Genomic DNA, 12,713 nt, shown 5'->3' on the forward strand with positions numbered 1-12,713 from the left:
GTATGGCCAAGCTTCTTAATCTGCAGGAATGGGCGAATTCGACTTATTCAACCCCGCCGTCTCTTTCAACACTTCGCCGCTGGGCGCGGGAGGGGCGCATTTACCCTGCTCCGGAACTTCACGGAAAAGAATATAAGGTTCAGCCTGACGCCATCTATGTGGATCCGAGCAAAAAGAACCTTCGTCCCAAATCAAAACGCTTAGCGCTGCCAACTGGCGGCACTCTACTGGAGAGACTGACTCATGGCGAAAAGGCCAGTACGTTACGACGCTAACCTGCCCCGTAACCTGACCTATCGTAAAAGAGACAGGCTTTATAGCTGGCGAAACCCGATTACCGGTCAAGAATTATCTCTTGGCCGGATCGACAGAAAGGACGCCATTTCTCAGGCCATCGAGGCCAACAACTACATCGACCAAAATTACCTTCCGTCAGCGCTGCTTGACCGCATAAAGGAAACACCAACGTTTACGGTTAAAGCGTGGCTCGAGCGCTACGAAGTAATTCTTGAGCGAAGAGAATTGAAGCCCAACACGATGAAGGTCAGGCGCAATCAGATCGCCACTATCAGTGATGAATTCGGACGTATGCCGCTATCGTCGGTCAGCACGAAGGATGTATCTACTTTCCTGGAGAGTTACATACTCTGCGATAAGAAGAGCATGGCCTCAGGCCTGCGTTCGGTATTGTTGGATATTTTCAGGGAGGCGATCGTCGAGGGACATATTGAAAGGAACCCGGCAGAGCCGACAAGAACGCCGACGCCAAAAGTTAAGCGTGAGCGTCTTTTACTCGAGCAGTTTGAGATAATAAGGGATGCCGCAACCGCTCATTCTGGATGGGCTGCAAATGCATGTGACCTGGCGCTGGTCACCGGGCAGAGAAGAGAGGACGTATCGCTGTTCAGATTCAGCGATATCAGGGATGGAAGATTGTTTGTCACGCAGGAAAAGACAGGTCACAAATTGGCGTTGCCACTTGATTTGCGACTGGACTCTGCTGATTTGGTATTGCAGGATGTTATCGACCGTTGTCGTAAAAACAACCCGTCAGACTTCATGCTTTATTCTGCGGTAAGGCGTGGCGGCAGGAAGCCTGGTCCGTTAACTCCGGACGGAATTACCCAAGCATTTTCCGATATCAGGGATTCAACAGAGTTAAAGTTTGGCCCCAACCCTCCCCCGTTCCATGAGATCAGGAGCTTGGCGAGCAGGCTCTATGAAAGGGAGCGCGGAGAGGATTTCGCACAGAGACTGCTGGGGCATAAAAATTTAACAATGACCAAAAAATACCTGGACGCACGCGGTGCAGAATATGTTATGGTTTAGACAGGATATGGAAATTTCGAGTAATTTTCGTGGGATTTCGTGAAGGCACCGAAAAAACCCAATGAAAACAGACAGATAAAAAGAGACCGAATACGATTCCTGTATTCGGTCCAGGGAAATGGCTCTTGGGAGAGAGCCGTGCGCTAAAAGTTGGCATTAATGCAGGCTAAGTTACCCTGCCATTTAAGAATAGATGACAGCGCCAGGTTTTCCAGTCCGCGACTAAAGAGGCCTGAAAAAAAGGACGATTGTCACACATCCAAACGTAAAAACCGCAAGTTCTCCTGAGAGAGCCTTGCGGTTTTTTATTGGAAATCAGAACGCTACATCTGACAATTAGCAGAGCTTTTCTGCACGCTCCACAAACGGTGCGAGGCTCATTTTTTCGCCCGGTTTCGCCGGGTCGTCAATCTGGATAATCTCGATTGGCTTCGCCGTAGTTTTCCCGCTCTCTACCTGCTGTCTGGCAACATCATTCAATGGGTATTGCACCAGCGTACTGGGATTGATGACATACAGCGCGTTACCCGGACGGCAGGTCAGCATCACCTCTTCCCGATTAAACGCCCACTTATCTTTGCCAACCTCAAAACGGCTGACGGTGATGACCTGTGGCGCAGCCAGCGCGGCCCCTGAACTTGCCAGTAGTAATAACGAGATAATGATTTTTTTCATGCGTTTCGCCAATCCATCAATCAGAAAGGTTCGAGGGTTGCAAACAGGCTGACAATCGCCAGCACAACGGCCCCAATTCCCCATTCCAGCTTAGTCATCCAAACAAAATAGAGTGTCATACTGCGGTTATCCTGCCGCATGCGTGGTACCAGAACATACCGATTCACCAGCGCAATCGCCACCATTAGCATCACCAGAGCACCTTTTAACAAAAGCAGTTGCCCGTAAGCCATGTGCCAGGGAACAGAAAAACCAACAATAAACAGCGCATTCAGGATGCCGGTAAGTAAAACTCCGATAACGAAAAGATGCCCGTAGCGGGAGAAACGCATCATAGTATTGATGGCCTGTTCCCGCCAGCGGCCTTGCGCCATTTGCATACAGTAAAGTACGGGCAGCAAACCGCCGAACCAGGCGGCAGCGCATACCAAATGCAAGGCGTGGTTAACCTGCTGGATTGCACCAGCGATACCGCTATGCAGCGTCGCGTGTCCGACGCCAGCCAGCAAAATAAACTGCGCAATCGTTAGCATTAACAGCAGTCGCGGCATGCTGCGCGGTACTATAATTACCACCACCAGCGTGACCAGTGCGAGGATAATCTGCCATAACCACACGCCGCCAAACTGCGTTTGCAACACGGCGCCCCATATGTCACTAGAAATAACATCCCGCCAGCCTGAGCCCATTAAACCACCCTGGATCGCCAGCATCAGCGTCGCGCTAATAAAGCTCCACGCTGCGGCATGTCGTTGTAGACGCAAAAAACGACGCATCATTAAACGACGAACCGAAACGGGAGCCAGCCATGCGCCGTAGAGCGCACAGCCAAACACCAGCATCAACGTGGTAAAATGGATAAACCGTAGTGCAACCCAGGTAAATTCCAGCATCGGTTATTTCACGCTAAAGGTATATTGCCCCTTTGTCTTATGGCCATCCACGGAGACGACGTGCCAGTCGACAGTATATTTTCCGGCCTCAAGCGTTTGAGCAAGCGGAATAATCAGTTGTGTTTTGTCCTGTTCACTGCGCGATGCCTTACCCGTTTTGATCTGTTCTTTGTTTGGGCCTGTCAGCGTTGCGCCGCTGAATCCCGGCTCGACACCTTCAGAGAAATTCAGCGTCAACGCCTGAGGAGATACCGCAACATCGGCATTAGCCGCCGGGCTTTGTTTTGTCAGGTGAGCATGAGCCAGGGCGGCGGGAGTTGCCAGTACGCTGGCGAGTACGATGAGAGCGTTGCGAAGCATAGATGCAGATGAAGCCATTTCAACTATTCCTTTTTGTTATGTCTAATCTATAGAGAATAACCTTCTACAATGATCGAGTCGAGAATCATCATTTCGGTCTTGCCATTAATGCACACTCTTAGTAACTTTGCGCGCCGAAAGACAGAGAAAAGGAGAAGCCCATGAACATCAATCTGGCCAAACTTGAGCAAGCTGAAATGGATAAGGTCAATGTTGACCTGGCCGCGGCGGGTGTCGCATTTAAGGAGCGATACAACATGCCGGTTGTTGCCGAAGTCGTTGAGCGTGAACAGCCCGAACATTTACGCGACTGGTTTCGGGAAAGACTGATCGCGCACCGTCTGGCATCCGTTTCCCTTTCACGTTTACCCTACGAGCCTAAAGTTAAATAAAACTTATATTACGTTACGATTCCTTACATGATGCCTGCTACAGTATAAGTATATTCTTAATCTATACTTTAAAGATGGTTGTAGACACTATGAAAAGGAAATCATTATGTCACACTGGAAAATCGCAGCAGCACAGTACGAACCTCTTCAAACCTCAGTTACCGAACATGTCGCGCATCACCTGCAATTCATTCAGGCAGCCGCTCAATGCCAATGTGAATTGCTGGTTTTCCCCTCCCTTTCCCTGTTGGGTTGTGTTGATGAGAATGACGCGCTCCCTGCCCCACCCGATGAAGCGTTGTTAGAACCTATCGCGCATGCAGCCGTGACTTATCGCATGACGATTATTACGGGGCTATCGGTAGAACATAACAATCGGTTCGTAAAAGGTATCGCGCTTTTCTCTCCCTGGATGACCTCCCCCTTAATGTTTCATCAGAGCCACGGGGCCTGTATCGCCAGACAGCAAAATGCCATCAGCGTTGTGGATAGCCAGCCGGAAGGTATCGATATCGACCCGGCGTACTCGCTATTCACCAGCAGTCAGTCTGTCAGTGAGCCCGAATTGCTCTCCTCCACATCTCGTCTACAGAGTTTCTCGCATAAATTTGCCATTGCGGTATTAATGGCAAATGCGCGTGGCAGCAGCGCGTTATGGGATGAGCAAGGTCGATTGATTGTTCGCGCAGACAGCGGTTCCTTACTCTTAACCGGTCAACGCACGCCACGGGGTTGGCAAGGTGATATCATTCCTTTACGCTAATCGTTTTGGGTCAGGAGCATGGCATGTTGCGCATAATAGATACAGAAACCTGTGGTCTGCAGGGAGGCATTGTTGAGATTGCTTCTGTCGATGTGGTTGACGGAAAAATAGTCAATCCCATGAGCCACCTGGTGCGTCCTGACCGCCCCATCAGCCCTCAGGCGATGGCAATTCATCGCATTACGGAAGCGATGGTGGCCGATAAGCCATGGATTGAAGATGTCATCCCACAATATTACGGCAGTGAATGGTACGTGGCGCACAATGCAAGTTTTGATCGCCGCGTATTACCCGACATGCCCGGGGAGTGGATTTGCACCATGAAACTCTCCCGTCGTTTGTGGCCAGGAATCAAATACAGCAACATGGCGCTGTATAAATCGCGCAAGCTGAGCGTGCAGACGCCAGCTGGCCTGCATCATCACCGTGCCCTGTACGACTGCTACATCACCGCGGCACTGCTGATCGACATCATACAAACGTCAGGCTGGTCAGCAGAACAGATGGTCGATATTACCGGCCGTCCTGCGTTACTCACTACTTTCACTTTCGGCAAGTACCGCGGAAAACCTGTATCAGAAGTGGCTGAACGCGATCCGGGCTATCTGCGCTGGTTATTTAATAACCTCGACAGTATGAGCCCGGAGCTGCGCTTAACGCTAAAGCACTATCTGGATAACGCCTGAGCAGATGCCTGCCCAGGCAGTGTCCCCTGCGCCAGTCCGATCAAAAACGCGTATTCCATGGCCACGCCTTCGTATGATTTAAAACGCCCGGATTTTCCGCCATGCCCGGAATCCATATCCGTGCAGAGTAACAGCAGACGATCGTCCGTTTTCAGCTCGCGCAGTTTTGCCACCCATTTTGCTGGTTCCCAGTATTGCACCTGGGAGTCGTGTAATCCCGTCGTAACCAGCAGATGAGGATAATCCTGCGCTGTAACATTGTCATACGGGCTGTAGCTTTTCATGTAGGTGTAATACTCTTCATCCTGCGGATTCCCCCACTCTTCAAACTCACCGGTCGTCAGGGGAATGGACTCATCCAGCATCGTGGTCACCACATCGACAAAAGGCACCTGCGCAATGACGCCATGGAAGAGTTCTGGGCGCTCATTAATGGCAACACCCATTAACATTCCTCCGGCGCTCCCCCCCATGCCATAACACAGCGAAGGCGCGCCATAACCCATTTTTAGCAGCGTGTCGCAGACGTCGAGGTAGTCATTGAAGGTATTTTTCTTGAGCAGAAACTTACCGTCTTCGTACCACTGCTGTCCTAACTCGCCGCCGCCACGCACATGAGCAATGGCATAAACAAAGCCGCGATCCAGTAAGCTCAAGCGGCTGCTGCTGAAATCGGCGTCCATGCTGGCGCCATACGAGCCATAGCCGTAGACCAGTAACGGATTTTTCCCTTTCAGGAAATACTTTTGATGGTAAACCAGCGAAACCGGAACCTCGGTGCCATCACGCGCGGTGATCCAGACGTGTTCGCTACGGTAGTTCGCCGCATCAAACCCTGGGACCTCCGTCTGTTTGAGTACGCGACGCTCTCCGGTGTCCATATCCAGTTCAAACAGCGTGTCCGGTGTGGTCATGGAGGAATAGCCATAACGCAGGTGCGATGTCTCAGGTTCTGGATTATAGGCAAGCCATGTCACATACGCCGGATCATCAAAAGCGATACCGACCACTTCGCGCGTTTTACGATTAATCTGTCGCAGGCTGGTTAAGCCCCGCTGACGCTCTTCCACCACCAGCCAGTCTGTGAACAGCGTAAAGCCCTCCAACATGACGCTGTCGCGCGGCGGGATCAGCGTCTCCCAGGCTTGTTCATCACGCACACGGGTACGGTACAGGCCGAAATTTTTACCCTGCCGGTTGGAACGCAGATAAAACGTATGCTGATAGTGATCGAGGCTGTACTCGTGATCTTTACGTCGCGCTAAAAAGACTAACGGCTCGGCATCCGCCAGTTCTGCGTCAAGCAGCAAAACCTCACTGGTGGTCGCGCTGGCGATATGAATAGCCACATAATGTAACGAGGTCGTTTTATGCAGACTGACATAAAACATGTCATCGGCTTCTTCATACACCAGCTCATCCAGTGATGACGGCGAGCCGACGGTATGTCGCCACACTTGATACGGGAGCAGCGTCGTTGCGTGTTTGCGCACGTAATAGAAGGTTTGCGAGTCATTCGCCCAGACCAGATCCGCTTCAACGTTTTCCAGCACTTCCGGATACCAGTTACCGCTTTGCAGATTGCGAAAACGCACGCCATATTGCCGACGAGAGAGATAATCTTCGGCCAACGCCATGATGGTGTTATCCGGAGATATCGCCAGTCCCCCCAGCGTATAAAACTCACTGTGGGCCGCGCGCTGGTTACCATCCAGCAAGGTGTCCCATTCATCCCACTCTTCACTGAAGGCAGACTGACGCTGATAAATGGCATATTCGCATCCCGGTTCATAAATATGCCGGTAGCGATAACCATTCTTCACATAGGGGGCGGAAGCATCCTGAGGCGGGATACGGTCGATAATCTCTTTCAGGACGCGATCCTGCAATGCCTGCTGCGAGGCCATAATCTGGCGGCCATACGCATTTTCTTGTTGCAGATAATCCAGCACTTCTGGCTGCGAGCGGGTGTCATCTCGCAGCCAGTAATAATTATCAACGCGGGTATCGCCATGATTCGTCATGGCGTGGGGAATACGAGAAGCTTTTGGTAGCATGTCATTGTTCTTTTGCTTAAACATCCTATAAGGGTGGCAAAAGACAGCAATGATGCAAGCGAAACATGCACCTTAACGGTAAGTAATTAACCCGGTAAAGCCTGTTTTTGTTCCTTGAGATCCTGTTCAATGCCTTCACGAACATCCTGCGGGATCTTCAACGCATCGCCCAGCGCGTTCAGATAGCTACGCTCCATAAAGTGGTCGATATCAATCGCCGCACAGCTCAGGAAGTAAATTTCCAGCGCCTCTTCTTCGTTGCGGATCCCTTGAGCCAGGCGCTGAGGATCTAACGGTTGTTCAATCGCACGTTCGATCAGAACACGGCCCTGCTCTTCCACGCCTGCTTCACGGAGCTGCTGCTCAATGGCGGTACGTTCTTTGGCATCAATATGACCATCGCTTTTCGCCGCAAAAACCAGCGCCAGGATCAGTCGTTCGGTTCGCTCATCCAGCGGCGAGCTTTGTGCACCGAACTGCGGCTCACCCTGATGCGCCGCGCGAACCTTATCCTTGTATTTGTTCCATAACACGGTACCGGCAACCGCACCGCCGCCCACCAGAAGCGCGCTGGTGCCGTATTTACTCAGTAACTTACGTGAAGATTTGTTGGCAACCAGTAATCCTGCCAGACCGCCTAACGCGCCGGGAACTAGAAGTTTACTCAGCCCTTGCTCACCAGAAGATGACGCGGAAGATCCTTTTTGCCCAAGAAGAGATTGAAGTTGATTCAGCCAGTTAGCCATGTTGCCCCTCAAGTACAGACGAATAATCATCAAAGCGTACCCGAGGGGATGTCAGGAAGTGTTCAGGTCATCAAAAGAAGTGCAAATACCTTCTACCTTCGTTACTGCGACTGATACTCCGCCGTTCCGGCTTTGCAGTCGACTTTTACCTGGTAGTGAATATCCGCGCTTTTACCGCGAACCGTGAGGGGAACTGACCATTTCCCATCTTTACCCGTAATATCGGGCGTGTTGACCCAGGCGACAGGATCGGCTTGCCCGACGCGTTTTTGATCGTCAGCCCAGCGCGCGATGCGATTTTGCTGATAATCACGTTTCACGCTCGCCGCGATACCGTCAGCATTCAGTCCTTCGCACTTGGGGAACTGAACTTTCTTGCTTTCCATATTTGCCGCAAATACAGATACGCTGGCAGATAACAACAGCAGGCTCAACAACGCTCTTTTTTTATACATTCTTTTCTCCTTAATCTCCCCTTCGTCCTTCAGGTTGCCTGTTGCAACGTGAAAAGACGTCAGGGATTGCACAATGATTCAGGGAAAAGCATGGTACAAAACGTCAGGAGCGCAAGTCGTTTCAGGCAGCCTGAGTATCATCCTCAGCGTGCGCATCGTTTTCGACGGCCTGCGGAGAGGGCAGCTTGCCGTTTTTCAGAATGGCGCTCAGCACATCTTTCTGCTCAGCCAGCCACAGGGAAAGCGCTTCGCGCTGCTCGTCTTCCAGCGCTACCGGCGATTGCTCCAGCCATGTGTCGAGCAAATCTGCTGTATCAAGCATTTTGTCATACGCATCGGCTTCCTTTTTGCTGGTAAACGACATTTTTTCCTCACCTTCCCGAATGACTACGTATTTAACTTCAACCGCCATTTTTGCAGCCTCTTAAATTACCTGTATTTATGTACAGTATATTCTTTTTGCACCTTGAAATCAACCTGGTAATAAAGACAGACGCAAACGTTTTCGTATATACTGCGCCCAGATAAAACAGGGGATTAATTTATGACGTTATTAGGCACAGCGCTGCGTCCCGCAGCAACGCGAGTGATGTTATTAGGTTCAGGTGAACTGGGTAAAGAGGTGGCGATTGAATGCCAACGCCTGGGTGTGGAAGTCATTGCCGTGGATCGTTACCCCGACGCGCCAGCCATGCACGTTGCCCATCGCTCATACGTAATCAACATGCTGGATGGCGATGCTTTACGCCAGCTCGTCGAGCGTGAAAAACCACATTATATCGTGCCGGAAATAGAGGCGATTGCCACGGATATGCTGGTAAAACTGGAACAGGACGGTCAAAACATCGTGCCGTGCGCCCGGGCGACGCAGTTGACCATGAACCGCGAAGGAATCCGTCGTCTCGCCGCCGAAGAATTATCTCTACCGACCTCTTCTTACCGCTTTGCTGACAGCGAAGCCCGCTTTCGCGAGGCCGTCGCAGAAATCGGCTATCCCTGCATCGTGAAGCCGGTAATGAGTTCCTCCGGTAAGGGACAGAGCTTTATCCGTTCCGCCGACCGACTCACTGAAGCCTGGAATTATGCTCAACAAGGCGGCCGAGCAGGTGCCGGACGCGTTATCGTCGAAGGCGTAGTGAATTTTGATTTTGAAATCACCCTGCTTACCGTCAGCGCCGTTGATGGCGTACATTTCTGCGCACCGGTAGGACATCGTCAGGAAGATGGCGATTATCGCGAATCCTGGCAGCCGCAGCAGATGAGTGACCTGGCGCTGGCTCGAGCGCAGGAGATTGCCCGTAAGGTGGTGCTGGCGCTGGGCGGCCACGGTCTGTTTGGGGTAGAGCTATTTGTCTGCGGTGATGAGGTCATTTTCAGCGAAGTTTCCCCTCGCCCTCACGACACGGGTATGGTGACCTTGATTTCGCAGGATCTGTCTGAGTTTGCCCTGCATGTACGCGCATTTCTCGGTCTGCCGGTTGGCGCAATCCGTCAGTATGGGCCTTCTGCTTCCGCCGTTATTCTGCCGCAGCTTACCAGCCAGAATGTCACGTTTGATAACGTACAGGCCGCTGTGGGCACAGGTATGCAAGTCAGATTCTTCGGCAAGCCGGACATCGACGGGAGCCGTCGTATGGGCGTTGTGCTGGCCACAGCGCAGAGTATTGAAGACGCGGTGACACGCGCGAAAGACGCGGCGGCACAGGTGAAAGTCGCAGGATAAAAAACGGGCCAGATGGCCCGTTTCAGACTCGCAGGCTCGGTAATGATTACCGGGCATTTTGCGTTATTACAGCTTCGCGCCTTCTACTGCTTCACGAGCCAGCTTGGTAATGCGTGTGTAATCGCCAGCTTCCAGGGCATCTGCCGGAACCAGCCAGGAACCACCGATGCACAGCACGCTTTTCAGTGCCAGGTAATCACGGTAGTTCGCTGGAGAGATACCGCCGGTTGGGCAGAAACGGACCTGAGAGAACGGACCCGCAATTGCCTGCAGCGCTTTAGTACCGCCGTTGGCTTCCGCCGGGAAGAATTTGAACTCTTTCAAACCGTAGTCCATACCCAGCATCAGTTCAGACACGGTGCTGATGCCTGGGATCAGCGGAATAGTGCCTTCAGTTGCAGCTTTCAGCAGCGGCTCGGTCAGGCCCGGGCTGATAGCAAACTGCGCACCCGCTTCAGTGACTTCAGCCAGCTGTTGTGGATTCAGTACGGTACCCGCACCCACGATAGCGTCGGGAACTTCTTTTGCGATCGCGCGAATGGCATCCATCGCACATGCGGTACGTAAGGTCACTTCCAGAACGCGCACGCCCCCTGCAACCAGCGCTTTTGCCATTGGCACCGCGTGTTCCAGTTTATTAACCACGATAACCGGTACAACCGGGCCAGTGGTCAGGATTGCTTCTGCACTTGTCTTCCAGTTTTTCATCAGAGTTTTCTCTCGCCTGATTACAAAATAAGTCTTAAAAAGTGATACAGGTTGCGCCCTGCTCCGCACCGGACAGCTTTTCACGCAACGCGCTGAACATTTCACGTCCCGTACCCACGCGCGATGCGCTGAGATCAGGAATGTGTGGCTGACGGGAGGCAAGTTCCTCTTCATCCACCAGCAGCGTCAATTCACCTGTCTGTCCATTCACACGAATGATGTCGCCATCGCGTACTTTTGCCAGCAGCCCGCCATCATAGGCTTCCGGGGTTACATGGATTGCTGAAGGCACTTTACCTGAAGCACCTGAAAGTCGTCCATCGGTAACTAACGCAATTTTGAAACAACGGTCCAATAATACACCAAGTGGCGGCATGAGTTTATGTAATTCTGGCATTCCGTTCGCTTTTGGTCCCTGATGGCGCACAACCACCACGCAATCCCGGTCAAGCAGACCCGCATCGAACGCGGGTAAGACATCATGCTGACTTTCAAAGACAACTGCCGGTGCTTCAATAATCTGGTTTTCTACCGGTACCGCCGACGTTTTCATCACCGCACGCCCGAGGTTACCGCTCAGCACTTTGGTGCCGCCGTGGTGGGAGAATGGTTGGTCAAAGGTGGCGATCACGTTGCTGTCCAGAGACTTCGCTGCCCCTTCGCGCCAGTCCAGTTCACCCTCGTTAAGCCACGGTTCCATGGTGTAGCGGGATAAACCGAATCCGGCAACGGTGTTCACATCTTCATGTAGCAGACCCGCATTGAGCAGTTCACGCATTAACACCGGCACGCCACCCGCCGCCTGGAAGTGGTTAATATCTGCCGGACCATTCGGGTACAGACGCGCCATCAGCGGCACGATATCGGACAGATCGGAGAAATCATCCCAGTTAATCAGAATCCCGGCCGCACGCGCCATAGCCACCAGGTGCATCGTATGGTTGGTAGAGCCCCCGGTCGCCAGCAGCGCCACAATACCGTTCACTACCACTTTTTCATCGATCATTTTACCGATCGGCATCCATTCATTGCCGTTGCCGGTCAGACGTGTTACCTGACGTGCTGCTGCCGCTGTCAGCGCTTCACGCAGCGGCGCATCAGGATGTACAAATGAGGAGCCAGGCAGTTGCATACCCATAAACTCCACTACCATCTGGTTAGTGTTCGCTGTGCCGTAGAACGTACAGGTACCCGGAGCGTGATAAGACGCCGCCTCGGATTCAAGAAGCGCCATGCGATCGACTTTACCTTCAGCATACAGCTGACGGATACGCACTTTTTCTTTGTTCGCCAGACCGCTCGCCATCGGACCGGAAGGAATAAAGATTGACGGCAGATGACCAAATGACAGCGCAGCCATTACCAGGCCCGGGACAATTTTGTCGCACACGCCGAGGAACAACGCGCCGTCGAACATGTTGTGGGAAAGGCCCACTGCAGCAGACATCGCAATCACTTCACGACTGAGCAGCGAAAGCTCCATCCCATCTTGTCCCTGGGTCACACCGTCGCACATTGCAGGTACACCGCCAGCAACCTGGCCTACTGCATTGGCTTCATGCAGTGCTTTACGAATGATGGCCGGATAGTGTTCATACGGCTGATGCGCGGAAAGCATGTCGTTATAGGAGGTAATGATCGCGATATTGTTACGCAGCATGCTTTTCAGCGAGGCCTTATCGTCCGGCTGACACGCAGCAAAACCATGCGCCAGGTTACCGCATGCCAGTTGCGAGCGATGAACGGTAGTTGATTTCGCTTGTTCAATACGGGCGAGGTAGGCGGAACGTGTGTCACGAGAACGTTCGACGATACGTTGTGTTACGCGTAACAAATTCGGATTCATAGAGGCTCCTAAAATTTATCTGTCAGAGCGTTGGATCAACAATGTGTTTCAGTTGGGTAAAAATAGCTGAATCGCTTGTT

The 12,713-nt window shown here is 52.1% G+C and carries 15 protein-coding genes; 6 read left to right on the top strand and 9 right to left on the bottom strand.

Annotated features, from left to right (window positions below):
* Positions 1-2: 2 nt before the first annotated feature.
* Both HV243_RS15225 and HV243_RS15230 read left to right on the top strand, forming a co-directional pair.
* The gene (locus tag HV243_RS15225; protein WP_032170291.1) at positions 3-275 is read left to right on the top strand and encodes an excisionase; all 273 of its coding nucleotides are present in this window, start codon (positions 3-5) and stop codon (positions 273-275) included.
* On the top strand, positions 244-1,329 hold the full coding sequence (locus HV243_RS15230) for a tyrosine-type recombinase/integrase (RefSeq protein WP_019076535.1): 1,086 nt from the start codon (positions 244-246) through the stop codon (positions 1,327-1,329). The genes HV243_RS15225 and HV243_RS15230 overlap by 32 nt, the downstream gene beginning before the upstream one ends.
* Before the next feature lie 336 nt (positions 1,330-1,665).
* Here the strand turns inward: HV243_RS15230 and HV243_RS15235 are convergent, their stop codons facing one another.
* The 3 genes from HV243_RS15235 to yobA are packed head-to-tail and all read right to left on the bottom strand — an operon-like array spanning position 1,666 to position 3,275.
* On the bottom strand, positions 1,666-2,004 hold the full coding sequence (locus HV243_RS15235) for a YebY family protein (RefSeq protein WP_003833793.1): 339 nt from the start codon (positions 2,002-2,004) through the stop codon (positions 1,666-1,668).
* 20 nt (positions 2,005-2,024) lie between these two features.
* Positions 2,025-2,897 (bottom strand): copper homeostasis membrane protein CopD, encoded by an 873-nt coding sequence (gene copD, locus HV243_RS15240; RefSeq protein WP_053389206.1) that lies wholly within the window; start codon positions 2,895-2,897, stop codon positions 2,025-2,027.
* 3 nt (positions 2,898-2,900) lie between these two features.
* Complete coding sequence (gene yobA / locus HV243_RS15245) at positions 2,901-3,275, bottom strand: CopC domain-containing protein YobA (RefSeq protein WP_046276426.1); 375 nt, start codon at positions 3,273-3,275, stop codon at positions 2,901-2,903.
* Positions 3,276-3,418: 143 nt separating this feature from the next.
* Between yobA and HV243_RS15250 the strand changes: the two genes are divergently transcribed.
* The 3 genes from HV243_RS15250 to exoX all read left to right on the top strand — a co-directional run bounded on the left by HV243_RS15250 (position 3,419) and on the right by exoX (position 5,098).
* Positions 3,419-3,649, top strand: coding sequence for a DNA polymerase III subunit theta (locus HV243_RS15250; RefSeq protein ID WP_003034925.1), 231 nt, complete (start codon positions 3,419-3,421; stop codon positions 3,647-3,649).
* Positions 3,650-3,755: 106 nt separating this feature from the next.
* A complete protein-coding gene (locus HV243_RS15255; RefSeq protein ID WP_053389207.1) occupies positions 3,756-4,412 on the top strand; it encodes a carbon-nitrogen hydrolase family protein in 657 nt (218 codons plus the stop codon).
* 23 nt (positions 4,413-4,435) lie between these two features.
* Positions 4,436-5,098: an exodeoxyribonuclease X gene (exoX, locus tag HV243_RS15260; RefSeq protein ID WP_016152773.1), complete on the top strand. Its 663-nt coding sequence runs from the start codon at positions 4,436-4,438 to the stop codon at positions 5,096-5,098.
* Here exoX and ptrB read toward each other — a convergent pair.
* From ptrB to yebG, 4 genes are all read right to left on the bottom strand, one after another.
* Positions 5,080-7,155: an oligopeptidase B gene (gene ptrB / locus HV243_RS15265; protein ID WP_181603851.1), complete on the bottom strand. Its 2,076-nt coding sequence runs from the start codon at positions 7,153-7,155 to the stop codon at positions 5,080-5,082. The genes exoX and ptrB overlap by 19 nt on opposite strands.
* Before the next feature lie 86 nt (positions 7,156-7,241).
* Complete coding sequence (locus HV243_RS15270; RefSeq protein WP_016156220.1) at positions 7,242-7,901, bottom strand: tellurite resistance TerB family protein; 660 nt, start codon at positions 7,899-7,901, stop codon at positions 7,242-7,244.
* A gap of 101 nt (positions 7,902-8,002) precedes the next feature.
* Positions 8,003-8,356, bottom strand: coding sequence for a protein YebF (gene yebF, locus HV243_RS15275; RefSeq protein WP_016152770.1), 354 nt, complete (start codon positions 8,354-8,356; stop codon positions 8,003-8,005).
* A gap of 121 nt (positions 8,357-8,477) precedes the next feature.
* A complete protein-coding gene (yebG, locus tag HV243_RS15280) occupies positions 8,478-8,768 on the bottom strand; it encodes a DNA damage-inducible protein YebG (protein WP_003833810.1) in 291 nt (96 codons plus the stop codon).
* Positions 8,769-8,900: 132 nt separating this feature from the next.
* Here yebG and purT point away from each other — a divergent pair, with 132 nt between their 5' ends.
* The gene (gene purT, locus HV243_RS15285) at positions 8,901-10,079 is read left to right on the top strand and encodes a formate-dependent phosphoribosylglycinamide formyltransferase (RefSeq protein WP_046276424.1); all 1,179 of its coding nucleotides are present in this window, start codon (positions 8,901-8,903) and stop codon (positions 10,077-10,079) included.
* Positions 10,080-10,145: 66 nt separating this feature from the next.
* Here the strand turns inward: purT and kdgA are convergent, their stop codons facing one another.
* Positions 10,146-10,787 carry a bifunctional 4-hydroxy-2-oxoglutarate aldolase/2-dehydro-3-deoxy-phosphogluconate aldolase gene (kdgA, locus tag HV243_RS15290; RefSeq protein WP_047358577.1) on the bottom strand — a complete coding sequence of 214 codons (642 nt, stop codon included), beginning with the start codon at positions 10,785-10,787 and terminating at the stop codon, positions 10,146-10,148.
* 34 nt (positions 10,788-10,821) lie between these two features.
* Positions 10,822-12,633 carry a phosphogluconate dehydratase gene (gene edd / locus HV243_RS15295; protein ID WP_049271196.1) on the bottom strand — a complete coding sequence of 604 codons (1,812 nt, stop codon included), beginning with the start codon at positions 12,631-12,633 and terminating at the stop codon, positions 10,822-10,824.
* Between the last annotated feature and the right edge of the window lie 80 nt (positions 12,634-12,713).

Source organism: Citrobacter sp. RHBSTW-00599, assembly GCF_013784065.1.
Lineage (GTDB): Bacteria > Pseudomonadota > Gammaproteobacteria > Enterobacterales > Enterobacteriaceae > Citrobacter > Citrobacter braakii.

What these genes read in the sequence shown, in the direction of transcription:
- HV243_RS15235 (WP_003833793.1), bottom strand. Translation starts at nt 2,004, where the DNA reads ATGAAAAAAATCATTATCTCGTTATTACTACTGGCAAGTTCAGGGGCC.
- copD (WP_053389206.1), bottom strand. Translation starts at nt 2,897, where the DNA reads ATGCTGGAATTTACCTGGGTTGCACTACGGTTTATCCATTTTACCACG.
- yobA (WP_046276426.1), bottom strand. Translation starts at nt 3,275, where the DNA reads ATGGCTTCATCTGCATCTATGCTTCGCAACGCTCTCATCGTACTCGCC.
- HV243_RS15255 (WP_053389207.1), top strand. Translation starts at nt 3,756, where the DNA reads ATGTCACACTGGAAAATCGCAGCAGCACAGTACGAACCTCTTCAAACC.
- exoX (WP_016152773.1), top strand. Translation starts at nt 4,436, where the DNA reads ATGTTGCGCATAATAGATACAGAAACCTGTGGTCTGCAGGGAGGCATT.
- ptrB (WP_181603851.1), bottom strand. Translation starts at nt 7,155, where the DNA reads ATGCTACCAAAAGCTTCTCGTATTCCCCACGCCATGACGAATCATGGC.
- purT (WP_046276424.1), top strand. Translation starts at nt 8,901, where the DNA reads ATGACGTTATTAGGCACAGCGCTGCGTCCCGCAGCAACGCGAGTGATG.
- HV243_RS15230 (WP_019076535.1), top strand. Translation starts at nt 244, where the DNA reads ATGGCGAAAAGGCCAGTACGTTACGACGCTAACCTGCCCCGTAACCTG.
- yebG (WP_003833810.1), bottom strand. Translation starts at nt 8,768, where the DNA reads ATGGCGGTTGAAGTTAAATACGTAGTCATTCGGGAAGGTGAGGAAAAA.
- kdgA (WP_047358577.1), bottom strand. Translation starts at nt 10,787, where the DNA reads ATGAAAAACTGGAAGACAAGTGCAGAAGCAATCCTGACCACTGGCCCG.
- HV243_RS15225 (WP_032170291.1), top strand. Translation starts at nt 3, where the DNA reads ATGGCCAAGCTTCTTAATCTGCAGGAATGGGCGAATTCGACTTATTCA.
- edd (WP_049271196.1), bottom strand. Translation starts at nt 12,633, where the DNA reads ATGAATCCGAATTTGTTACGCGTAACACAACGTATCGTCGAACGTTCT.
- HV243_RS15250 (WP_003034925.1), top strand. Translation starts at nt 3,419, where the DNA reads ATGAACATCAATCTGGCCAAACTTGAGCAAGCTGAAATGGATAAGGTC.
- yebF (WP_016152770.1), bottom strand. Translation starts at nt 8,356, where the DNA reads ATGTATAAAAAAAGAGCGTTGTTGAGCCTGCTGTTGTTATCTGCCAGC.
- HV243_RS15270 (WP_016156220.1), bottom strand. Translation starts at nt 7,901, where the DNA reads ATGGCTAACTGGCTGAATCAACTTCAATCTCTTCTTGGGCAAAAAGGA.